The organism is Skermanella sp. TT6 (assembly GCF_016653635.2).
Classification (GTDB): domain Bacteria; phylum Pseudomonadota; class Alphaproteobacteria; order Azospirillales; family Azospirillaceae; genus Skermanella; species Skermanella cutis.
The window spans coordinates 3,943,285-3,965,080 of sequence record NZ_CP067420.1 but is presented as its reverse complement, the minus strand read 5'-3'; the positions used below and the strand labels follow the sequence as shown (position 1 = coordinate 3,965,080).

Below are 21,796 nucleotides of genomic sequence, written 5' to 3'. Positions count from 1 at the left end.
CGCTCATCGCGAAAAGAACAGGCCGGTGATCAGGTAATTGAACACCAGGATCAGGATGGAGGAAGACACGACCGCGTTGGTCGTCGCGGCGCCCACGCCCTGGGCACCGCCGCGCGACTGATAGCCATGGTAGCAGCCCATCAGCGCGATCACGAATCCGAAGACCGCCGCCTTGACCAAACCGGAGATGACGTCCATCGGCACCAGGTATTCCCAGGTGCGGCCGATATAGGCGGCCGGGTTGAAGTCGAGCCGGTAGACGCCGATCAGAAACCCGCCGAAGACGCCGATGATGTCGGCGACGACGACCAGCAGGGGCAGCATCGTGAGTCCCGCGACGAGGCGGGGCACCACCAGGTACTTGAAGGGGTTGGTCGCCAGCGTGGACAGCGCGTCGACCTGCTCGGTCACCCGCATCGTCCCGATCTCGGCAGCCATCGAGGCGCCGATGCGGCCGGCTACCATGAGGCCGGCGAGCACCGGCCCCAGCTCGCGCGTGACGGAGAGTACGACCACGGTCGCCACGGCGCCTTCCGCCTGGAAGCGGGCGAAGCCTGTATAGCTCTGCAAGGCCAGGACCATGCCGGTGAACAGGGCGGTCAGCCCGACGACCGGCAGCGAATAATAGCCGATGTCGATCATCTGCCGCCCGATCAGGCGCAGATAGAACGGCGGCCGGAAGCAGTGCGAGACGGCGACGCCGGTAAACAGCATCAGCCGGCCGGTCGCCTCCAGAAAAACCAGGAAGGCGCGGCCGGTCGTGGTCAGGAAGCCCATTTATCCCCCGTGGCAACCTAGCGGGCGGCGCTCCCGCTCACCCGTGCCCCGTGCCGGGCATGACACTCGGGCCGGACGCGTTGAGGGAACGGCTGAAACCACACACCTAAACCGCTGGTGCCGTTGCAACTTCACCTCAGCGCGCAACCTTGTGCGGCGCACCCTAGCCAACCGTCATAACACTGTCAACGGCAGGGGCGCCCGCAGGTGCCCATAGGGGGATGGGGGCGGACCGTCCGGCCGCGCCCCCGATTTCCCTCACTCGTAGTCGCCGCCGCCGCCCGGGTGGCTCTGGTCCAGGTCGCCGAACTTGGTGTACTGGCCGTCGAAGAACAGGCGGACCGTGCCGATGGGCCCGTGGCGCTGCTTGGCGATGATGACTTCGCCGGTGTTGTGGACCTCGCCCAGCCGCTGCTGCCAGCGTTGATAGCGGTCGTTGAACTTGTCGTCGGCCTCGTCGGGCCGCCGGCTCGGCTCGGCGCGTTCCAGGTAGTACTGCTCGCGGAAGACGAACATGACCACGTCGGCGTCCTGCTCGATCGAGCCGGATTCACGCAGGTCGGACAGCTGGGGCCGCTTATCCTCGCGCTGCTCGACGGCGCGGGACAGCTGGGACAGGGCCATCACCGGGACGTCCAGCTCCTTGGCGATGGCCTTCAGGCCGCGGGTGATTTCGGAGATTTCCTGAACCCGGTTCTCGTTGCCCTTGCCTCCGGAACCGCGCAGCAGCTGAAGGTAGTCGACCACGATCAGCCCGAGGCCTCCCGACGTGCGCGCCAGCCGGCGCGACCGGGTACGGACCGCCGCGATGCTCAGCGCCGGCGTGTCGTCCACATAGAAGGGAACGCGCGACAGGATGCTGCTGGCTTCGGAGAAGCGCTGGAAATCCTCCGGCTTCAGGTCGCCGCGCCGGATCTTCTCCGAGGCGACCTGCGCCTCGTCCGCCAGGATACGGGTGGCCAGCTGCTCGGCCGACATTTCCAGCGAGAAGAAGGCGACTCCGGCGCCCTCCTTGCCGTCGGTGCGCAGGTGGGCCTTCGCCGCGGCGAAGGCGATGTTGGTGGCGAGCGCGGTCTTGCCCATGGACGGACGTCCGGCGAGGATCAGCAGGTCGCTGGGATGGAGGCCGCCCAGTTTGCGGTCCAGGTCGATCAGGCCGGTGGTGACGCCGGTGACCTGGCTGTCCCGCTTGAACGCCTCCTCCGCCATCTCGATGGCGACTCGGAGGGACTGGCTGAACGGCTGGAAGCCCCCCTGGATGTCGCCGGTGGTCGCCAGGTCGAAGAGCTTCTTCTCCGCCCCCTCGATCTGCTCGAGCGCCGCCCCTTCGAGGTTATGGCTGTAGGCCTCGTTGACCATGTCCTCGCCCATGTCGATGAGCTGGCGGCGGAGGTACATGTCGTGGATGATTCGGCCGTAATGCTCGGAATTGACCACCGAGACCACGCTGCCGGCCAGCTCGGCCAGGTAGCCGACGCCGCCGACGCTCTCGAGCGCCGGATCGCCTTCGAAATAGCGCTTCAGCGTGATCGGGTCGGCGACCTCGCCGCGCTGGACCAGGGTATGGATCGTCTCGAAGATTCGGCTGTGGACCGGATCGTAGAAATGCTCCGGCTTCAGGAACTCGCCGACCTTCTCGTAGGCCTTGTTGTTGGTCAGGATGGCGCCCAGCAGGCTCTGTTCAGCCTCGGCGTTGTGCGGGGTGATTCGGTAGCTGGGGCGTCGTCCGGCAGCATCCGCGGGGCGGGCGGCGCGAGGATCTGTGGTCATCGTTTCCATGTCGGGGAGACTAGCAGAGCACGCCCGGCCGAGATAGACGCCGCGGCTGTGGATAGCTTGTGGAACCCGGCGAGGGAAGTTATCCACAGGCTGTGAAGATGGCGGAAATTAGCTCTCGCCATGAGGATTTCCGGATGCGATTATGCCTTGAGGCATGGGTGTATTAACCATGCCATCGCCCGCGTTAAGGAAGGATTGGTTGAGTGGCCCGGAAATCCGACGGCGATAGCCGCCCGACGGCGGCTCAGGTGGAGTTGGCCCGGCTGGTGGCCGACCGGCACGAGGTGCGGCTTCCGACCGGGTTCGAGAGCGACGGGATCTGGACCCGCAAGTTCCTGGACGTCTTCGCCTACGACCCCGAGGCGGAGGAGGATGTCTTTCGTCGGGTCCGCAATCTCGTCCAGTATGTCCGGGAAGGGCGCGACACCCCGGAAATGGCGCGCAAGGTGGGGCTTCGGCCCGACCAGGTCGAGTTCATGATCTCCGTGCTGCGGTGGTCGGACTACGACATGGAGGAGGTGGTTGAGGATTTCGAGACCGATCCGGAGGATGCCGCCTGGCGCGACATGGAACGCGACGTCGAGGCGCGTTCCTACGGATATTACTGAGGGTATTGCCTGGAAGGGCGGCGTTCCGCCGCCCGGGGTGTGCATTCCGCTTACCCGCCGCTGCACGAGGTCGGCCAAGCGTTAGGCTTGCCGCAACAACTGTCCGGATAGCCTGTTGGACGGGGCAGTTGTTGAGAGGATCCGATGCAGTATCGTGAGCAGAATGAGGACGGAAACGACACCGCCGGCCATATCGGGGCGGCGGCAGGCCTGATCATCGGCATCGTGCTGGGCTCGGTCATGCTGAACTTCACCGGTTCCGAGATCTCCGGCGAAGCCGGTTCGAACTCCGCGTTCACGCGCGAGATGAAGACGCTTACGCACGGCTGACCGCGCCCCTCGAGAAGTTCCCCGAAACACCAAAAGCGCGCCGGCTGCCACAGCCGGCGCGCTTTCGCGTGGGAGCGACGGATTCTCCGACGACGCCGATCAGGCGTTGTCGGTGTCCTCTTCCTCGCCGGCCGCGGCGGCTGCGGCCGCCTCGGCCTCTTCCTCGTCGGCCAGCAGATCGGCCGCGGTGATCATGCCGCCGCGCTGGGCCTGCATTTCGGCCTCTTCCAGCGAACGGGCGACGTTCACCTTGACGTTTACGCTCACCTCCGGGTGGAGGATGACGCGGACGTCGAACAGGCCCAGGCTCTTGATCGGGTCGCTGATGGCGACCTGATTACGCTCGACGGTGAAGCCGTTGGCGGTCACCGCCTCGGCGATGTCCCGGCCGTTGACCGAACCGTACAGCATGCCCGATTCGGCAGCCTGTCGGGTGATGACGACGGCCAAGCCCTTCATCTTGCCGGCCACTTCCTCGGCATCCTTGCGGCGCTCCAGGTTCTGCGCCTCGAGCTGGGCCTTCTGCGTCTCGAAGAAGGCAAGGTTCGCCTTCGTCGCGCGCAGGGCCTTCTTCTGCGGCAGCAGGAAGTTGCGCGCATAGCCGGGCCGAACCTTGACGACCTGACCCATCTGGCCGAGCTTCTCGACCCGCTCCAACAGAATGATATCCATGACTAACTCTCCTGATCCGGGCCGGTCCGGGAGAACCGCCGGCGCAGCCCGGCCCATTGCTCAATGACACCAAGGCCGACGACCATGGCGATCGGCCAGCCGGACACCAGCAAAAAGAAGTAAAACACCATCAGCAGCAGGGTCCGGGCCTGCCGCCCGCCGGCAAAGGCGTGAACCACGGCCAGTCCGGCGAAGAAGAACGGTACCAGCAGCACGATCGCCGCGTTCAGCGCCAGGTATCCCAGCTGCCCTTCGCCGCCCAGCAGGGCCAGGACGCCGGCGGCCGCCAGAAGCATCGGGGTCCAGTTCGGCAGCTCGACCTCCGCGACCCGCATCGCGGGACGGAGGTTGCGGCCGAACCGCATCAGGACGCCTTGCGCCAGCGCCGCGTTGATGATCGCCATCGTGAGCCACGAGACCACCACCATGCCGGGGAACACCTGGGCGAACCCATCGATAAGCTCGCTCAGCGGTTCCTCCGCGCCGGCGGTGCCGGCCGCGGCGTCGCCGAACGCGATGCTCAGGAACTGCCGGACCGACCCTTCCAGACCGCCCGGATCCCCGAGCGTCAGAAGCGCCGCCAGAAGCAATCCCACCAGTCCCAGCCCGGTCAGGACCACCAGCAGCAGCCCCGGCGGATACCATTCCAGCGTGCCGTCGGGAGCGGTCCTGGCCAGCAGCGACTGCCGGACGATCACCGCCACCACGACCGCGTTCGCCAGTCCGTAGGACAGGCCGAAGAGCGGACCGCCGACGACGGCGACCGCCAGGACGGCGACGGTGCCGGCGATCAGGAACGACCGCAGTCCCAGCCCCAGCCCCACCATCAGCAGCGGCAGAGGCCCCAGGTAGGCCAGGATCACCGTGCCGAGTCCGCCGGCCATCACCGAAAGGTAAAGCAGCGCGCTGAGCACGCCACCGCCGATCGCCATCAGCAGGGCATTATGCATGGCGCCGCTCCACTCCCCCTCAAGCCGGCCCGGTTCCCCGGGTGCTTACTTCACCACGTACGGCAGCAGCGCCAGGAAGCGGGCGCGCTTGATGGCCCGTGCCAGTTCGCGCTGCTTCTTGGTGGAAACCGCGGTGATGCGGCTCGGCACGATCTTGCCGCGCTCGGAAATAAAGCGCGAGAGCAGCTTGATGTCCTTGTAGTCGATCGCCGGAGCGTTCGGACCCGAGAACGGGCAGGTCTTGCGGCGGCGGAAGAACGGACGACGCGGACCGCCACCCGAGCGGCCGCCAGCGGACGGTGCGGCACTCATGCCTGCTCTCCTTCGAATTCAGTGCGGCGGGGAGGACGGGGGCCGCGGTCGCCGCGGTCACCACGATCGCCGCGGTCACCACGATCGCCGTCGAAGCGGCGGCCGCCGCGGTCGCCACGATCACCGCGGTCGCCACGCTCGCTCCGCTCGTTGCGGCTCTGCATCATGGCGGACGGGCCGGGCTCCAGCTCGTCGACGCGAACCGTCATGTAGCGCAGCACGTCCTCGCTGATGCTCATGTTGCGCTCCATCTCGGCGACGGCCGGGGCGGGGGCGACAAGATTGAACAGGACGTAGTGGCCCTTGCGGTTCTTCTTGATCTTGTAGGTGAGGGTCTTCAGACCCCACTGCTCGGTCTTGGCCACCTCGCCACCGTTCTCGCGGATGATGTTCGAGAAGGTCTCGGTCAGTTGCTCGACCTGCGCGGACGAGATGTCCTGGCGTGCAATGAACACGCACTCGTAATTCGCCATTTGGTCTCCCCATGGCTGTTAACGGTCCGGCGCTGCGGTCCGGCGAAATGCCGGAATCAGCCGCCCGGGCCTAGCCGGACGCTTGGCGTGCGCCGGCAAGGAGCTTTGGAAGCGGCGCACTATACACACCCGCGCCCGCGGAGCAAGCGAATAAGCTTGACAACCGGCCGCCGCGGCATCTTCGCTCCGGGGCGTGGTGTCCGGGCCGATTCAAGTGCAATGCAGCATACGGTCGGCGGCGAAACCGTCGGCGCCTCGGTTCCGGCCGGCCTTGACTTCATTCCGGCAGGCGGTATGACTATCGGCCATTTTGGCGCCTCCCGAGGGCGCCTTTCAATTATACGGGTACAGTGATGACGCGCGCATTCGTCTTTCCGGGCCAGGGCAGTCAGGCGGTCGGCATGGGCCGGGAACTGGCCGATGCCTTCCCGGTCGCCCGTCACACCTTCGAGGAGGTGGACGAGGCGCTGCAACAGAACCTGTCCCGCCTGATGTTCGACGGCCCCGAGGGCGACCTGACCCTGACCGAGAACGCGCAGCCGGCGCTGATGGCGGTCAGCATGGCCGTCCTGCGCGTGCTGGAACGCGAAGGCGGGGTCGAACTGCACAAGCACGCGGCCTTCGTCGCCGGCCACTCGCTCGGCGAATACTCGGCGCTGGCTGCCGCTGGCACCTTCAGCCTCCCCGATACCGCGCGCCTGCTGAAGCTGCGCGGCCAGGCCATGCAGAAGGCCGTGCCGGTGGGCGAGGGCGCCATGGCGGCGCTGCTCGGCCTCGATCTCGCCGCGGCGCAGGAAGTCGCGGCCGAGGCGGCGCAGGGCGAGGTCTGTTCCGCGGCCAACGACAACGCTCCCGGACAGGTCGTCGTCAGCGGCCACCGCGCGGCGGTCGAGCGGGCGATCTCGATCGCGGCGGGCCGGGGTGCCAAGCGGTCCATCCTGCTGCCGGTCAGCGCGCCGTTCCACTGCGAGCTGATGGCGCCGGCCGCCGAGGCCATGGCGGAGGCGCTCGCCAACGTCGAGCTGCGCGGCCCGGTGGTCCCCGTCGTCGCCAACGTGACGGCCGAGGCGGTGGTCGGCCCCGACCAGATCCGGCGCCTGCTGGTCGACCAGGTGACCGGCCTGGTGCGCTGGCGCGAGAGCGTCCTGTTCATGAAGGGGCAGGGGGTCGATACGCTGGTCGAGCTGGGTTCGGGCAAGGTGCTGAGCGGCCTCGCCAAGCGCATCGACCGGGAAGTCTCCGGCCTGTCGGTCCAGGGGCCGGCCGACATCGAGACCTTCATCAAGACCGTGTCCTAAGGTCCTTCAACTCCTATCGCCGCTTCGTGCCGCACGTTAACTTCGAGGCCATCGATGTTCGATCTGACGGGTAAATCCGCGCTGGTGACCGGCGCTTCCGGCGGAATCGGGGCCGCCATCGCGCGGGCCCTGCATGCCCAGGGGGCGTCGGTCGCCCTGTCCGGCACCAAGGTCGAGGCGCTGGAAGCGCTGGCGGCGGAGCTGGGCGGGCGGGCCTTCGTGGTGCCGGCCAACCTCGGCGACACCGCGGCCACCGAGGCGCTGGTCAAGAACGCCGAGACCGCCATGGGGCAGGTCGACATCCTGGTCAACAATGCGGGACTGACCCGCGACGGCCTGGCCATGCGGATGAAGGACGAGGAATGGCAGCTGGTGCTGGACGTCAACCTGACGGCAAGCTTCCGGCTGTCGCGCGCCGTCCTGCGCGGCATGATGAAGCGCCGCTGGGGCCGCATCATCGGGATCACCTCGATCGTCGGCGTCACCGGCAACCCGGGGCAGGCCAACTATGCGGCCAGCAAGGCCGGCATGATCGGCATGTCCAAGGCGCTGGCCGCCGAGGTCGCGTCGCGCAACATCACCGTCAACTGCGTGGCCCCGGGCTTCATCGCGACCGCGATGACCGACGTGCTGCCCGACGAGCAGAAGCAGAAGCTGACGGGCGCCGTTCCGGCCGGCCGGCTGGGCGATCCGGGCGACATCGCCGCCGGCGTCGTCTACCTGGCCAGCGAGCAGGCCGGCTACGTCACGGGGCAGACATTGCATATCAACGGCGGCATGGCCATGATCTAGGGGAACATGGCGGGGCCGCACCGGTTGCCAGCGGGGACGCTGGTCAACCCCGTTCAAGTGTGTTATGTGACGGCACTTTTCATGGGGCCGACACTAACGGGTTGGGCCGATAATATCTGGTGTCCAGACGTCGGGGCTCACCCCAATCAAACGAAAGATTTGGGAAGGTTTGTAAAGATGAGTGACATCGCCGATCGCGTGAAGAAGATCGTCATCGAACACTTGGGCGTCGAAGAGTCCAAGGTCACCGAGAATGCCAGCTTCATCGACGATCTGGGCGCCGACAGCCTGGACACGGTCGAGCTGGTCATGGCGTTCGAAGAGGAGTTCGGGTGCGAGATCCCCGACGACGCCGCCGAAAAGATCCTGACCGTCAAGGACGCGATCGATTTCATCAAGGCGAATGCCGCGGCCTGAGCCCCGGTACTGAGCAGGGGCACGGCCAGGTCGGAGACCTGGCCGACCGAAGCCCCCGCCGTTCATCCCCCGGCCTTGCCGAGGCATCGGCTTTCCAAGCCACGAGCAGTTCAGGATTGATCATGAGACGTGTCGTCGTAACCGGTCTCGGGATGGTGTCGCCCCTCGGGGTCGGCGTTCAGAACAACTGGGAACGTCTCATCAAGGGCGAGTCCGGCCTGCGCGCCATCACGTCTTTCGACGTTTCCGACCTGCCGGCCAAGATCGCCGGGCAGGTGCCGCGCGGACCGACCGCCGAGGGTCTGTTCAACGCGGACGACCACGTGTCGTCCAAGGACCAGCGCAAGATGGACGAGTTCATCGTCCTGGCGATCGCCGCCGCCCGCGAAGCCGTCGCCGACAGCGGCTGGCAGCCGCAGACCGACGAGCAGCGCGAGGCCACCGGCGTCATGATCGGGTCCGGCATCGGCGGCCTGATCGGCATCTATGACGGGTCCATCACCCTTCACGAGAAGGGGCCGCGCCGGATCTCCCCCTTCTTCATCCCCGCCAGCCTGATCAACCTGGCCTCCGGCCACGTCTCGATCATGTACGGCTTCAAGGGCCCTAACCATTCGGCCGTCACCGCCTGCTCGACCGGCGCGCACGCCATCGGCGACGCCGCGCGCCTGATCATGTGGGAAGACGCCGACGTCATGCTGGCAGGCGGCACCGAGGCGGCGGTCAGCCGACTCGGGATCGCCGGCTTCGCGGCGGCCCGCGCGCTGTCGACCGGCTACAACGACCGCCCGACGGAAGCGTCGCGCCCCTACGACAAGGGCCGCGACGGCTTCGTGATGGGCGAGGGCGCCGGCGTCCTCGTGCTCGAGGAGCTGGAGCACGCCAAGCGGCGCGGCGCCAAGATCTATGCCGAGGTGACCGGCTACGGCCTGTCGGGCGACGCCTACCACATCACCTCCCCGCCGGAGGACGGCAACGGCGGCTTCCGGTCGATGCGGAACGCGCTCAAGCGCGCCGGCATCGATCCGTCCGAGATCGATTACGTCAATGCCCACGGCACCTCCACGCCGCTCGGCGACGAGATCGAACTGGGCGCGGTCAAGCGGCTGTTCGGCCCCGCGATCGAGACGGTCTCGATGTCGTCCACCAAGTCGGCGATCGGCCACCTGCTGGGCGCCGCCGGCGCTGTCGAGGCGATCTTCTCGATCAAGGCGATCAACGACGGCGTGGTCCCGCCGACGCTGAACCTGGAAGACCCGTCCGACAGCTGCCTCGGCGTCGACCTGGTGCCGAAGCAGGCCAAGGAGAAGCGGGTGAAGGCAGCCTTGTCGAATTCCTTCGGGTTCGGCGGCACCAACGCCTCCCTGGTCTTCAAGGAATACAAGTAGGTTTGCCATGCGTCTTGCCGGCCGGGTCGCGATCGCGGCGGTCGTCGTCATCGGCATGGTCGCCGGCGCGGCGCTGTGGGGTTTCCACCTCGTCAATCGCGCTGGGCCCCTCGAGGCCGACAGCGCCGTCGTGATCCCGCGCGGCAGCGGACTGGATGCGATCAGCGCATCCCTGACCGAGGCCGGCGTCGTGGATACGCCGCTGGCCTTCGTGGCCGCCGCCAAGATCACGGGCGCCAACCGGGCCTTGAAGGCCGGTGAATACGCCTTTCCCGCCCATGTCAGCATCGCCGAAGCCCTGCGCATCCTGCAGAGCGGCAAGACAGTGGTCCGGCGCTTTACGGTGCCCGAGGGTCTGACCTCGTCGCAGGTGGTGACCCTGCTGCGCGACGATCCGTCGCTTTCCGGCGAGATCACGTCCGATCCGGCGGAGGGCACCCTGCTGCCGGAAACATACCATTACTCCTGGGGCGACGGCCGCGCCGACATGCTGAAGCGGATGCAGACCGCCATGCAATCGGCCTTGAAGGCGGCGTGGGACAAACGCTCCCTGTCGCTGCCCCTGGACAGCCCCGAGCAGGCGCTGGTCCTGGCGTCGATCGTCGAGAAGGAGACGAGCGTGCCGCAGGAGCGGGCCAGGGTCGCCGGCGTCTTCGTCAACCGGTTGCTTGCCAACATGCGGCTCCAGTCCGATCCCACGGTGGTCTATGCGCTGACCCAGGGCGACGGGACCCTCGGGCGCGCGCTGACGCGGGCCGACTGGAAGGTCGAATCGCCTTATAACACCTACGTGGTGGACGGCCTGCCGCCGTCGCCGATCGCCAATCCGGGCAAGGCCTCGCTGGAGGCCGTCATGAACCCGGAGCAGCATGATTATGTCTATTTCGTCGCCGATGGGACGGGCGGGCACGCCTTCGCGAAGACGCTGGCGGAGCACAACCGCAACGTCACCCGATGGCGCGAGGTCATGAAGCGGCAGGGCGACGACGCCGCGGAGTAGCCTCCGGTCAGGACTTGGCGAGCACTCGCCGGGCCAGCGGCACGGTGATTCGCCGGCGCGCGGCCAGGGCCGCCGCGTCCAGGTCGGCGACGAGGCGTCGGGCGGCATCGAACGATCGCTCCATGTGGGTCACCAGGAAGCGGATCACGTCGCCGCCGACGCGGAGTTGGCGGTCGGCGAACAGCTTGACCAGGATCGCCGCCAGGAGAGCGTCGTCCGGCGCGCCCACGGCGACCGCGGGAGCCGCCATCAACCGCGACCGCAAGTCCGGCAGCTTGATACCCCAGTGCGCGGGTGCCGACTCCGATGTCAGGAGCAGATGCCCGCCGGTTTCCCGCGCCAGATTGTAAAGATGGAACAGCGCGCGTTCTGTCCGCGCGTCGCCGGTGCCCCTGTCGGCATTGTCGATCACCACGGCCGCGGCTTCGTCCAGCAGTCTCGGCAGGCTCTCGATCCGGAGGTCGCCGGGCTCGACCCGGGGCGCCTGGGTGCGGGCGCGCCACACCTGGGCCAGATGGGTCTTGCCGCATCCGGCCGGCCCGAAGATCACCAGCGCGGGCGCCGGCCAGTTGGGCCACAGGTCGAGCCAGGCGACCGCCGCCTCGTTGCTGGGCGCCACCAGGAAGTCGTCCGCTCCCATCGCCGGCCGGTGGCCCAGATCCAGGGGGAGCTGCGCCGGGGTCCCGGTCACGGCCGCCAGGCCTCGTCCACGGTTCCGGACTCCGGACCCGAATAGTAGGAGCTGGAGAGATACTGCTGGAGCGCGAATCGGGTGAGAACGCCGATCACCGCCGCGACCGGCACGGCCATCAGCACGCCGACGAAGCCGAACAGGCTGCCGCCCGCCAGCAGCGCGAACATCACCCAGACCGGGTGCAGCCCGACCTTGTCGCCGACCAGCTTGGGCGTGAGGAAGTTGCCCTCCACGGCCTGCCCGACCAGGAAGATGGCGACCACGACGGCGACCGGCGTCCAGGTGTCGTACTGGACCAGCGCGATCCCGACGCTCGATACGAATCCGACCAGCGACCCCACATAGGGGATGAACGACAGCAGCCCGGCGACCGACCCGACCACCAGGCCGAAATTCAGCCCGAAAAGCGACAGGGCGACCCCGTAGAACAGCCCGAGCACGAGGCAGACGGTGGCCTGCCCGCGGACGAACCCGGCCAGCGTCCTGTCGATCTCGTTGACCTGGTCCAGGACCGTCGCGGCATGCTGCCGGGGAAGCCAGCCGTGGATGGTGCCGATCATCACGTCCCAGTCGCGCAGCAGGTAGAAGGCGACGATGGGCGTGATGAACAGCAGGGTCAGCACGTCGAACAGGGCGACCCCGCCGGTCACGATCGACCGCAGGACGGCGGCGAGCCAGCCGACCACCTCCCCGGCATAGGAGCCGGCGGCGGTGCGCAGCCGCTCCAGGTCCTCGGGCGACAGCTGGGTCAGCAGGCGCTCGACGGTTGGGATCGCCGTATCGTTCACCCAGGCGACGATGCGCGGCAAGGTCTCGACCAGCTGGACCACCTGCGACTGGATCAGCGGGACCAGCAGCAGCAGCGCCAGGATCAGGCAGAACAGGAAGAACAGCAGGACGCCGGTCGTCGCGAGCCAGCGCGGCGTTCCCATCCGCTCCAAGCGATCGGCGACCGGGTCGAGGAAATAGGCGATCGCCATGCCGGCCACGAAGGGAAGCAGCATGTCGCGCAGCACGTAGAGCATGGCGATCGTGACGAGCGCCGCGATCAGCCAGAAGCGGCGCTGGCGCCGCCGGCTCATTTCGTGCCGCCGAGCCGGCTGAGCAGCCGGCTTCCCGTCACCACGTAGCCCAGACCCGACCAAGTGGTGGTCACGGCCACGACCCAGGTCATGATCGGCGTGATCCAGGCCAGGTCCACCGGCGGCTCGGTCAGTCCCAGCCCCGACGTGGACAGGACGAGGGCGGCCAGGGCGATCTGCATGGTCGTGTTGACCTTGCTGATGAAGGACGGCTGCATCGCGAACGACTCCTTGAGCGTGTAGAGCAGCAGCACGCCGCCGACGATCAGGATATCGCGAAACACGACCAGGATCACAAGCCAAAGGGGAAGGTAGCCGGTGTGGCCGAGCGCCAGATAGACGCTGACCAGCAGCGCCTTGTCGGCCAGCGGATCCAGGTAGCCGCCCAGCATGGTGCGCGCCCGGAAGGTCCGCGCGATGAAGCCGTCCACAGCGTCGGACACGCCAGCGGCGACGAACAGCCAGAACGCCCAGAACAGCTCGCCGTCCAGGATGAGCCACACCGCCAGGGGCACCGACAGCAGGCGCCCCATGGTGATGATGTTGGGGATGCTCATGATGCTTGGACCCGGACCGTCACCGGAAGGTTCGGCCGACCGGTCCAGGTGCCCGCGATCCGGACCAGCGCAGCTGCCAGACGGGCCCCGGCTGGTAGACGCCGACCGGCTGCCCGGCCGGTCCCATCACTGAAACCGGCGCCGCGACGGTTGCCGGCACCGCGGGCAGACCGGCCTGGGCGGCGCCCTGGTCGAGCGGCGCCGCCTCGGTCAGTTCCAGGTCCTGCTGCGACAGCGCGGTCTTCAGCACCTCGGGGGAGCCCCGGTAGGTCAGTTCGACCCGCGCCGCGGACCGGGTCAGCGACATCAGGTCGGCGCTGGTCACGGTCGGAACTTGTGAAAGCCGCCGCTTGGTCTGGACCCAGTCGTCGAGCCCGGCGATCGGGACGGCGACCTGCATGGTCTGCTCCGGGCCGGCGGCCACGGTGTTGGCCTGCCGCCACTTCTCCTCCAGCGAGCGGACGACGGCGGCGACCCCGCCGGCCAGATAGGCGTCCACGGTCTGGCCGGGAGCGGCGGGCACGGTGACGGTATCGCTGCGTCTCGTCCCGTCCGGCGAGTAGCGGGTCAGCCTGACGGTGTTGGGCTGGGACGGGTCCGGCTCCGTTCCGCGAACCCCCAGCACGGCCACCAGCACGTCGCTGGCGCCGTAGCGCTCCGCGATCGCGTTGAACCCGCCGGTATCGCCTTCGAGCGCGGTGGCGGCGCTGACGTCGGCGATGTCGGTCAGTTCGCCGTAAGGGACGACGATCGGGACCATGCCCTGAGGCGGCGGGAAATTCTCCCACGCGGCGCGCCAGGCGCTGCGGTCCTCCCACAGGACCGGCGGATTGCCGGTCGACTGGTAGACCGGCAGCACCAGCACGGGCCGGCTGCGGACCTCGACGTAGCTGGCGCCCTTGTCCTGGAGCAGCGTCCGTACGTTCGCGGGGCGAAAGCGTACGGTCAGCGTCGCCAGGTAGCGCACGGCCGAACTGCGTTCCCGCTGCACCTCGAAGTCCTGCACCAGCCTTGCCACCTCCAGGTCGCTCAGTTCCGGCGCGCGGGCGCCCGGAACGGGGCTCAGCCGGCCGTACAGTTCGGCGAACGCCTTGCGCTGCGCCTCGGTGATCGCACGGTCGCGCGCCGCCGCGGCATTGTCTGCCGTGACGTCGACGGCGACGTCCTTCACGGTGAAGATATCGCTGCTTTCCTGCGCCCGCGCCGGGGCGGAAAAAGCCAGCAGCGCGAAGCCGAGGACTAGCTGGAACAGGCATGCCAGCGGACGGCGGTGAAGCATTGCAAAGCCTTCCGTTTCGAGTATGTTCGGCCCTTGATGCCGGCCCGTGATGCTGTTCATGACCTGGGACCGGCCCGGTTTATAACCCAGCGCACGCGAGGACGCCATCAGCACCACACCGAATAACACCGGCGACGCCTATAAGGATGCCGGGGTCGACATCGATGCCGGCGCTGCCCTCGTCGATGCGATCAAGCCGCTGGCGAAGGCTACGGCCCGGGTCGGGGCGGATGCGGGACTGGGCGGTTTCGGTGCCCTGTTCGACCTGAAGGCGGCCGGCTACAAGGACCCGATCCTGGTCGCCAGCACCGACGGCGTGGGCACCAAGCTTAAGATCGCGATCGCGGCCGGCAAGCACGACACGATCGGCATCGACCTGGTCGCCATGAGCGTCAACGACCTCGTGGTACAGGGCGCCGAGCCGCTGTTCTTCCTCGATTATTTCGCGACCGGAAAGCTCGACGTGGCGGCCGGGCGGGATATCGTCGCCGGCATCGCCGAAGGCTGCCGGCAGGCCGGGTGCGCGCTGATCGGCGGCGAGACGGCCGAGATGCCGGGCATGTACGCGGGCAAGGACTACGACCTCGCCGGTTTCGCCGTTGGGGCGGCCGAGCGCGGGCAGATCCTGACCGGCGCCGACGTGGCCGCGGGCGACGTGGTGCTGGGGCTGGCGTCGAGCGGCGTCCACTCCAACGGCTATTCGCTGGTGCGCCGGATCGTCGAGAAGGCCGGGCTGTCCTACCAGGACGAGGCGCCGTTCGCGCCCGGGACCACCGTCGGCGAGGCCCTGCTGACGCCGACCCGGATCTACGTCAAGCCGGTCCTGGCCGCCGTTCGGGCGGGCACGGTGAAGGCGCTGGCCCACATCACCGGCGGCGGCCTGATCGACAACATTCCCCGCGTGCTGCCCGAAGGCCTCGGCGTCTCGCTGGATGCCTCGGCCTGGCCGCTGCTCCCGGTGTTTCGCTGGATGGCTGAGTCGGCCGTCATCGGCGACGACGACTTGGCGCGCACCTTCAACTGCGGCATCGGCATGGTCGTCATCGCGGCGGCGGACAAGGCCGGCGAGGCGCAGCGCATCCTGGCGGAGGCCGGCGAGACGGTCTACCGGATCGGCGAGGTGCAGCCCGCGATCGGCGATGTCGACCGCGTGGTGATCGACGGAGTGGACGCGGCGTGGCACGGCTGAAGGTCGGCGTCCTGATCTCGGGCCGCGGAAGCAATCTCCAGGCCCTGATCGACGCCTGCGCCGATCCCTCCTTTCCGGCGGAGATCGTGCTGGTGCTGTCCAACAAGGCCGATGCCTTCGGGTTGGAACGGGCCAGGACGGCCGGCATCCCGGCATCGGTGGTCAGTCACCGGGATTTCGCCGACAAGCCCGGCTTCGAGGCCGCGATGGACTCGGCGCTGAGGTCGGCCGGAGTCGAGCTCGTCTGCCTCGCGGGATTCATGCGGCTTCTGACGGCCGACTTCGTCGAGCGCTGGCGCGACCGGCTGATCAACATCCACCCCTCGCTGCTGCCGTCCTTCAAGGGGCTCGACACCCATGCCCGGGCGATCGAGGCCGGCGTCAAGTTCACCGGCTGCACGGTGCATTTCGTCCGCCCCGCCATGGACGAGGGACCGATCATCGTCCAGGCCGCGGTCCCCGTCCTGCCCGAGGACGACCCCCACGCCCTGGGCGACCGCGTGCTGGTTGCCGAGCACCGGTGCTATCCCCTGGCGCTTCGCCTGATCGCGGAGGGCAGGGCCCGAGTCGAGGGGGAGCGGGTCGTCCTGTCCCAGGGCTCCCTCCTGGCGGAAGAGCCGGTGCTGAACCCTCCCGCATGAATCCGATCGCGGATAGCGCTTGTAAATCGACCGGCCGTCCCTTAAATCGGGACCGCCGAAAACCGAATAACAGCGCAGAGGTTGGAGATGGCCGTGGCCGACAATAACGACGATCTTCGGAACGAAGAGTTCCGCGCCCATTTGGAAACCTATCAGCTTTTCACCATGCTGACGAAGTACGGCACCATCGCCGTCGTTGTCATCCTGGTTCTCATGGCGATCTTCCTTCTCTGACGCCTCGACCGGGTGGCGCCCGTCTCCTACAGCGCGGCGGTCGCGCCCGGTTCCATGACTCCCCCGTTCAATCCCTTCCGCATTGATTGGAACGACTGCACCTTCTCCCAGTGGGATGCCCTGCTGGCCCGGTGCAAGCGCCCGACGCTGCTACAGTCCTGGCAATATGGCCTGGCGCTGGCCAAGACCGAGGGATGGAAGGCCGATTTCGGCATCATCCGCTTCGAGAACAAGCCGGTCGGCCTGGTCCAGGTGCAGACCAGGCGCTGGCTGCCGTTCCTGACCACCTGCAGGATCTATCGCGGCCCGTTGTGGATCTATGACGAGATCCCGGGTGAGATGCTGAAGCTGGTCCTGCGCATGATCCGGGACCGCTATCACCTGCTGCGCGGTCGGCCCCTCGTCTTCCATCCCGAAATGATCGACGGCGAGGCCGCGCGGAAGCGCCTTGCGGAGACCGGCTTCCATCGGAGGGAGGAGGGGTACGAATCGGTCTGGCTCGACCTCGCTCCCGAACCCGACGCCCTGAGGGCCGGGCTGGACCGCAAATGGCGCAACAAGCTCCATCAGGCGGAACGCAACGGCCTTACCGTCGAGGTCGACACGGCGGCCGTCCATTTCGACTGGCTGATGGAGCTTTACCTGCAGGACAAGATGGCGCGGAACTACCGCGGACCGTCACCCGCCTTCCTGCGCGTCCTGCATAACCTGTCGGCTGAATCGACACCGCCGGTCCTGCTCAGGGCTGTTCACCAGGGCAGGCCGGTCGCCGGCGTGCTGCTGGTGCGGCATGGTGCCGCGGCGACCTATCAGGTCGGCTGGAACGGGGAGGAAGGACGCGGTTTGCGCGCCCATCACCTGCTGCTGTGGCAGTCGGCGCTGTGGCTGAAGGCCCGGGGCCATACCGGCTTCGACCTCGGCGGCATCAACGAGACGACGCCGGGGATCGCCCGGTTCAAGATCGGCATGGGCGGACAGCCGTTCCGCCTCGTCGGCGGATACGTCTAACCGTCCCGATACCGTCAGTTCCCGACCGGGGTCCGTATCAGGGAACGATCTCGCTCTTGCTGAAGAAGAACTTGATCTCGCGGGCGGCGTTCTCCGGGCTGTCCGAGCCGTGGACCGAGTTGGCCTCGATCGACTCGGCGAAGTCCTTGCGGATCGTGCCGGGGGCGGCGTTCGCCGGGTTGGTTGCGCCCATGATGTCGCGGTTGCGCTGGACGGCGTTCTCGCCTTCCAGCACCTGGACCACCACGGGACCCGAAATCATGAAGTCGACCAGCTCGCCGAAGAACGAGCGCTCGGCATGGACCTCGTAGAACTTTTCCGCCTGTTCCTTGGTCAGGCGGATGCGCTTCTGCGCGACGATCCGCAGCCCGGCTTCCTCGAAGCGGGCATTGATCTTGCCCGTAAGGTTCCGGCGGGTCGCGTCCGGCTTGATGATGGACAAGGTCCGTTCGACGGCCATGTTGGAAGGCTCCTGTGTGCTCTCGCAAAATTCGCGGCGTTATATACGCGCATCGACCGGGTTAGCAACGGGGCTTTTTCAACGGACGCTTCCGGCGCCCCTTACGGCGCCATCGCGATTTCCGTTTCCAGTCCCTTCAAAACCGCCCGTCCGCCATGCTATCACCAGCCCCGGCATGCTTCACATCAACGATCTGATTTTCCGCTTCGGCGGGCGTGTGATCTTCGACCACGCCACCGTCGCCATTCCCAAGGGCCATCGCGTCGCGCTGGTCGGCCGCAACGGCACGGGCAAGACGACCCTGCTGCGCCTGATCGCCGGCCAGATGGCCCCGGACGGCGGGTCCATCACCATGCCCGCGGAGTCCCGCCTCGGCATCGTCGCCCAGGAGGCGCCGAGCAGCGGCGTCAGCCTGATCGACACGGTGCTCGCCGCCGACGTGGAGCGCACGGCCCTGCTGGCCGAGGCGGAGACCGCCCGCGACCCGCACCGCATCGGCGAGATCCACACCCGGCTGGCCGACATCCACGCCCACTCGGCCCCGGCCCGCGCCGCCCAGATCCTGTCGGGCCTGGGCTTCGACGCGGAGGCGCAGACCCGGCCTTGCAGCGACTTCTCCGGCGGCTGGCGCATGCGCGTGGCGCTGGCCGGCGTGCTGTTCGCCCAGCCGGAACTGCTGCTGCTGGACGAGCCGACCAACCACCTGGACCTCGAAGCGACGATCTGGCTGGAGAACTACCTGCGGAACTATCCGCACACGATCCTGCTGGTCAGCCACGACCGCGAACTGCTGAACAAGGTGCCGACCACCACGGTCCACCTGGACCAGGGCAAGCTGGTCTCCTATGCCGGCGGGTACGACCAGTTCGAGCGGACCCGGCGCGCCAACCTGGAGCGGCTGGCCGCCAACCAGGCGAAGCAGATCGCCCAGCGAAAGCATATCCAGTCCTACATCGACCGGTTCCGCTACAAGGCGTCCAAGGCGCGGCAGGCCCAGAGCCGGATCAAGATGCTGGAGCGGATGGAGCCCATCGTCAGCATCGTCGAGGATCACACCGTCAGTTTCGACTTCCCGTCGCCCGAGCCGCTGGCACCGCCGCTGATCCAGCTCGAGGACGTCGATGTCGGCTACGACGGCAAGCCGATCCTGCGCGGGCTGGACCTGCGCATCGACCTGGACGACCGGATCGCGCTGCTGGGCGCCAACGGCAATGGCAAATCGACCCTGGTCAAGCTGCTGGCCAGCCGGCTCGCCCCCTTGAAGGGCGAGATGCGGAAGTCCGGCAAGCTGAAGATCGGCTATTTCGCCCAGCACCAGGCCGAGGAACTGGACCTCAACCTGACCGCGGTCGCCCAGGCGCGGCTGTGGATGAAGGACGTGGTCGACGAAAAGGTCCGCGCCCATCTCGGCCGCTTCGGCTTTCCCCAGCAGAAGGCCGACACCCAGATCGGCAAGCTGTCGGGGGGCGAAAAGGCCCGCCTCCTGTTCGCCCTGATGACCCGGGACGCGCCGCATGTCCTGATGCTCGACGAGCCGACCAACCACCTGGACATCGACAGCCGCCAGGCGCTGATCCAGGCGATCAACGGCTTCGAGGGGGCGGTGATCCTGATCAGCCACGACCCCCACCTGATCGAGCTGACCGCCGACCGGCTGTGGCTGGTCGACGGCGGCGCCTGCAGGCCCTATGACGGCGACCTGGAGGACTACCGCAAGCTTCTCCTGGAGAAGAGCCGGGCCGACCGCTCGGACGGTGCCGACCGCGACGCCGGGCCCAGCAAGAAGGACCAGCGCCGCGCCGCCGCCGAGCTGCGGGCAGCATTGGCGCCGCTCAAGCGCAAGGCGGACGATGCCGAGAAGCTGATCGCCAGGCTGACCCGCGAGCGGCAGGCACTGGAGACCAAGCTGGCCGATCCCGCCCTCTATAGCGGCCCGGCGGACAAGGTGACCAAGCTCCAGATCGACCTGGGCGAGGTGCAGAAGAAGCTCGGCACCGCCGAGGACACCTGGATGGAGGCGCTGGAAGCGCTGGAGACCGCCGAGGCGGAGGCGGCCGGCGCCGCCTGAGCGCACCGCTCACTCCTTGGCCGGCGTCCTAGCCAGAAGGACGTCGGCAAGCCCGGCGGGCAGGGCGCCGACCAGCCAGCTCATGAAGTATGTCGGCAACGGGAAGGCGATGCGGGCACGGTCGCGCTCCAGGCCGCGCCGGATGATCCGGGCCGCCCGGTCGGCATCCATCAGGAAGGGCATCGGAAAGCGGTTGCGGTCGGTGATACGGCTGCGCACGAAGCCGGGGCAGATCACCGAGACCTGGATGCCGTTCGGCCGCAGCGCCAGCCGGAGCGACTCGCCGTAGCTCCTCACCGCCGCCTTGCTGGCGCAGTAGGCCGGGGCTCCAGGATAGCCGTGGAATCCGGCAAGCGAGCTGACCAGCCCAAGCTGGCCGCGTCCGCGTTCCGTCATCGGGCCGATCAGCGGGTGGATGGTGTTCAGCACGCCGTCCAGGTTGACCGAGAAGATGCGCCGGGCCTGCTCCTCGCTCTCGCCCCGGCCGCGCTTTCCGTCACCGCCGCCGGTCCCGCCGCTGATGCCGGCATTGGCGATGCACAGGTCGATCGGCGACACGGCATCGACCCCGGACAGCCACCGCCGCATGCCCTCGCGGTCGGTCACGTCGATAACCGTCGCCCGGACATCGGCCCCGCGCGCGGAGCAGCGGGCCGCCACCGCGTCCAGCCTGGTCCGGTCGCGGCCGGTCAGCACCAGCATCGTCGCGGGGCCGGCATAGGCTTCGGCCAGGGCTTCGCCGATGCCGCTGGAGGCGCCGGTGATCAGGATCGTACGGGGATCGCGCATGACGTGTTTCCGGGCGTCGGGATCGGAGCGGAGGCGGGTGTCGCTTGTTGTCAAGGGATGCGAGGGGTATAACGGCGGCCACCCAACGGTACTAGCGAGGCAGCGTTGAGCGCTCAACAACAAGTCGCCAGCATGACTGGTTTCGCCCGGGCCGAAGGGCGCGACCAGGGGTATGCCTGGACCTTCGAGATCAAGAGCGTCAACAGCAGGAACCTCGACCTCCGCTGCCGGCTGGCGCCGGGCTTCGACGCGCTGGAGCCGGTCGCCCGGACCTCCGTTCCCCAGCGGGTGCGCCGCGGCAGCGTCAACGTGTCCCTGGCGGTCACCCGGACGGCCGCGCCGAATCAGGTCCGGATCAACCGCGACCTGCTGGACCAGCTCATCGCCCTTGCCGGCGAACTCGGCGGGACGACGGAGAAACCGAGGCTGGACTCGCTGCTCGCGGTGCGGGGCGTGGTCGAGACGGTCGAGGACGCCGATTTCGGCGACGACCGCGAGCGACTCGAAGCCGCCATGGCGGCGACCCTCCAGCAGGCGCTCGACAGTCTCGGCGCGGTCCGGCTGGCGGAGGGGGCGCGGCTGGTGGAAGTGCTCAACCAGCACCTGAACGAGATCGCCCGGTTGACCGACCAGGCCTCCGCCTGCGCGGCGCTCCAGCCGGAGGCGCTCCGGCAGAAGCTGCGCGGGCAGGTCGCCGCCCTGCTGGACGCGGTGCCCAGCCTGACCGAGGAGCGGCTGGCCCAGGAAGCGGCGCTCCTGATCGCCCGAGCCGACGTGCGCGAGGAGCTGGACCGGCTGCGTGCCCACGTGGCCGCCGCGCGCGACATGCTGGCCAAGGGTGGCGCGATTGGCCGGCAGCTCGACTTCCTGTGCCAGGAATTCAACCGGGAAGCCAACACCCTGTGCTCCAAGTCGTCCGACGTGGAGCTGACCCGCACCGGCCTCGCCCTCAAGGCCGCCATCGAACAGTTGCGTGAGCAGGCACAGAACATCGAATGA

The 21,796-nt window shown here is 68.0% G+C and carries 25 protein-coding genes; 13 read left to right on the top strand and 12 right to left on the bottom strand.

Features of this window, described 5'->3' with window-relative positions:
* Nucleotides 1-3: 3 nt before the first annotated feature.
* The gene (locus IGS68_RS18540) at nt 4-777 is read right to left on the bottom strand and encodes an MlaE family ABC transporter permease (protein ID WP_201072444.1); all 774 of its coding nucleotides are present in this window, start codon (nt 775-777) and stop codon (nt 4-6) included.
* Between the two features lie 258 nt (nt 778-1,035).
* On the bottom strand, nt 1,036-2,547 hold the full coding sequence (locus IGS68_RS18535) for a replicative DNA helicase (protein WP_247880963.1): 1,512 nt from the start codon (nt 2,545-2,547) through the stop codon (nt 1,036-1,038).
* 212 nt (nt 2,548-2,759) lie between these two features.
* Between IGS68_RS18535 and IGS68_RS18530 the strand changes: the two genes are divergently transcribed.
* Together IGS68_RS18530 and IGS68_RS18525 are read left to right on the top strand one after the other, a co-directional pair.
* Entirely contained in the window at nt 2,760-3,164 is a 405-nt protein-coding gene (locus IGS68_RS18530) for a hypothetical protein (protein WP_201072440.1), read from the top strand.
* Nucleotides 3,165-3,308: 144 nt separating this feature from the next.
* Nucleotides 3,309-3,494 (top strand): hypothetical protein, encoded by a 186-nt coding sequence (locus tag IGS68_RS18525; protein ID WP_201072438.1) that lies wholly within the window; start codon nt 3,309-3,311, stop codon nt 3,492-3,494.
* A 99-nt stretch (nt 3,495-3,593) separates the two neighbouring features.
* Here the strand turns inward: IGS68_RS18525 and rplI are convergent, their stop codons facing one another.
* From rplI to rpsF, 4 genes are read right to left on the bottom strand one after another with little or no spacing between them, the layout of a single operon-like run.
* Nucleotides 3,594-4,166 (bottom strand): 50S ribosomal protein L9, encoded by a 573-nt coding sequence (rplI, locus tag IGS68_RS18520; protein WP_201072437.1) that lies wholly within the window; start codon nt 4,164-4,166, stop codon nt 3,594-3,596.
* 2 nt (nt 4,167-4,168) lie between these two features.
* The gene (locus IGS68_RS18515; protein WP_201072435.1) at nt 4,169-5,116 is read right to left on the bottom strand and encodes a DUF2232 domain-containing protein; all 948 of its coding nucleotides are present in this window, start codon (nt 5,114-5,116) and stop codon (nt 4,169-4,171) included.
* Nucleotides 5,117-5,161: 45 nt separating this feature from the next.
* On the bottom strand, nt 5,162-5,428 hold the full coding sequence (rpsR, locus tag IGS68_RS18510; protein WP_044425739.1) for a 30S ribosomal protein S18: 267 nt from the start codon (nt 5,426-5,428) through the stop codon (nt 5,162-5,164).
* Nucleotides 5,425-5,901: a 30S ribosomal protein S6 gene (rpsF, locus tag IGS68_RS18505; RefSeq protein WP_201072433.1), complete on the bottom strand. Its 477-nt coding sequence runs from the start codon at nt 5,899-5,901 to the stop codon at nt 5,425-5,427. Before rpsF ends, rpsR begins: the two co-directional genes overlap by 4 nt.
* Before the next feature lie 353 nt (nt 5,902-6,254).
* Here rpsF and fabD point away from each other — a divergent pair, with 353 nt between their 5' ends.
* The 5 genes from fabD to mltG all read left to right on the top strand — a co-directional run bounded on the left by fabD (nt 6,255) and on the right by mltG (nt 10,796).
* Nucleotides 6,255-7,199 (top strand): ACP S-malonyltransferase, encoded by a 945-nt coding sequence (fabD, locus tag IGS68_RS18500; RefSeq protein WP_201072431.1) that lies wholly within the window; start codon nt 6,255-6,257, stop codon nt 7,197-7,199.
* A gap of 54 nt (nt 7,200-7,253) precedes the next feature.
* The gene (gene fabG, locus IGS68_RS18495) at nt 7,254-7,991 is read left to right on the top strand and encodes a 3-oxoacyl-[acyl-carrier-protein] reductase (RefSeq protein WP_201072429.1); all 738 of its coding nucleotides are present in this window, start codon (nt 7,254-7,256) and stop codon (nt 7,989-7,991) included.
* A gap of 177 nt (nt 7,992-8,168) precedes the next feature.
* Nucleotides 8,169-8,408: an acyl carrier protein gene (locus IGS68_RS18490; RefSeq protein ID WP_158044532.1), complete on the top strand. Its 240-nt coding sequence runs from the start codon at nt 8,169-8,171 to the stop codon at nt 8,406-8,408.
* Nucleotides 8,409-8,530: 122 nt separating this feature from the next.
* Nucleotides 8,531-9,796, top strand: a complete 1,266-nt coding sequence (fabF, locus tag IGS68_RS18485) for a beta-ketoacyl-ACP synthase II (RefSeq protein ID WP_201072427.1) — start codon at nt 8,531-8,533, stop codon at nt 9,794-9,796.
* A 7-nt stretch (nt 9,797-9,803) separates the two neighbouring features.
* A complete protein-coding gene (mltG, locus tag IGS68_RS18480; protein ID WP_201072425.1) occupies nt 9,804-10,796 on the top strand; it encodes an endolytic transglycosylase MltG in 993 nt (330 codons plus the stop codon).
* A gap of 7 nt (nt 10,797-10,803) precedes the next feature.
* On the opposite strand, the gene IGS68_RS18475 is transcribed toward mltG, so the two are convergent.
* The 4 genes from IGS68_RS18475 to IGS68_RS18460 are packed head-to-tail and all read right to left on the bottom strand — an operon-like array spanning nt 10,804 to nt 14,408.
* Nucleotides 10,804-11,487: an HdaA/DnaA family protein gene (locus IGS68_RS18475; RefSeq protein ID WP_371821790.1), complete on the bottom strand. Its 684-nt coding sequence runs from the start codon at nt 11,485-11,487 to the stop codon at nt 10,804-10,806.
* Complete coding sequence (locus IGS68_RS18470; RefSeq protein ID WP_201072423.1) at nt 11,484-12,572, bottom strand: AI-2E family transporter; 1,089 nt, start codon at nt 12,570-12,572, stop codon at nt 11,484-11,486. The genes IGS68_RS18475 and IGS68_RS18470 overlap by 4 nt, the downstream gene beginning before the upstream one ends.
* A complete protein-coding gene (locus IGS68_RS18465) occupies nt 12,569-13,129 on the bottom strand; it encodes a CDP-alcohol phosphatidyltransferase family protein (RefSeq protein WP_201072421.1) in 561 nt (186 codons plus the stop codon). The genes IGS68_RS18470 and IGS68_RS18465 overlap by 4 nt, the downstream gene beginning before the upstream one ends.
* Nucleotides 13,130-13,148: 19 nt before the next feature.
* The gene (locus tag IGS68_RS18460; RefSeq protein ID WP_201072420.1) at nt 13,149-14,408 is read right to left on the bottom strand and encodes a DUF2066 domain-containing protein; all 1,260 of its coding nucleotides are present in this window, start codon (nt 14,406-14,408) and stop codon (nt 13,149-13,151) included.
* A 106-nt stretch (nt 14,409-14,514) separates the two neighbouring features.
* On the opposite strand from IGS68_RS18460, the gene purM reads away from it, so the two are divergent.
* The 4 genes from purM to IGS68_RS18440 all read left to right on the top strand — a co-directional run bounded on the left by purM (nt 14,515) and on the right by IGS68_RS18440 (nt 17,480).
* Nucleotides 14,515-15,597, top strand: coding sequence for a phosphoribosylformylglycinamidine cyclo-ligase (purM, locus tag IGS68_RS18455; RefSeq protein WP_201081478.1), 1,083 nt, complete (start codon nt 14,515-14,517; stop codon nt 15,595-15,597).
* Nucleotides 15,585-16,238: a phosphoribosylglycinamide formyltransferase gene (purN, locus tag IGS68_RS18450; RefSeq protein ID WP_201072418.1), complete on the top strand. Its 654-nt coding sequence runs from the start codon at nt 15,585-15,587 to the stop codon at nt 16,236-16,238. The genes purM and purN overlap by 13 nt, the downstream gene beginning before the upstream one ends.
* Before the next feature lie 93 nt (nt 16,239-16,331).
* Entirely contained in the window at nt 16,332-16,472 is a 141-nt protein-coding gene (locus tag IGS68_RS18445) for an aa3-type cytochrome c oxidase subunit IV (RefSeq protein WP_201072415.1), read from the top strand.
* 54 nt (nt 16,473-16,526) lie between these two features.
* Nucleotides 16,527-17,480, top strand: a complete 954-nt coding sequence (locus IGS68_RS18440; RefSeq protein ID WP_201072413.1) for a lipid II:glycine glycyltransferase FemX — start codon at nt 16,527-16,529, stop codon at nt 17,478-17,480.
* A gap of 37 nt (nt 17,481-17,517) precedes the next feature.
* Here IGS68_RS18440 and ndk read toward each other — a convergent pair whose 3' ends face one another.
* Entirely contained in the window at nt 17,518-17,940 is a 423-nt protein-coding gene (gene ndk, locus IGS68_RS18435; protein WP_201072410.1) for a nucleoside-diphosphate kinase, read from the bottom strand.
* Between the two features lie 175 nt (nt 17,941-18,115).
* Between ndk and IGS68_RS18430 the strand changes: the two genes are divergently transcribed.
* The gene (locus IGS68_RS18430; protein WP_201072408.1) at nt 18,116-20,008 is read left to right on the top strand and encodes an ABC-F family ATP-binding cassette domain-containing protein; all 1,893 of its coding nucleotides are present in this window, start codon (nt 18,116-18,118) and stop codon (nt 20,006-20,008) included.
* 9 nt (nt 20,009-20,017) lie between these two features.
* Here the strand turns inward: IGS68_RS18430 and IGS68_RS18425 are convergent, their stop codons facing one another.
* Entirely contained in the window at nt 20,018-20,797 is a 780-nt protein-coding gene (locus IGS68_RS18425) for an SDR family NAD(P)-dependent oxidoreductase (RefSeq protein WP_201072406.1), read from the bottom strand.
* A gap of 132 nt (nt 20,798-20,929) precedes the next feature.
* On the opposite strand from IGS68_RS18425, the gene IGS68_RS18420 reads away from it, so the two are divergent.
* Nucleotides 20,930-21,796 carry a YicC/YloC family endoribonuclease gene (locus IGS68_RS18420; RefSeq protein ID WP_201072404.1) on the top strand — a complete coding sequence of 289 codons (867 nt, stop codon included), beginning with the start codon at nt 20,930-20,932 and terminating at the stop codon, nt 21,794-21,796.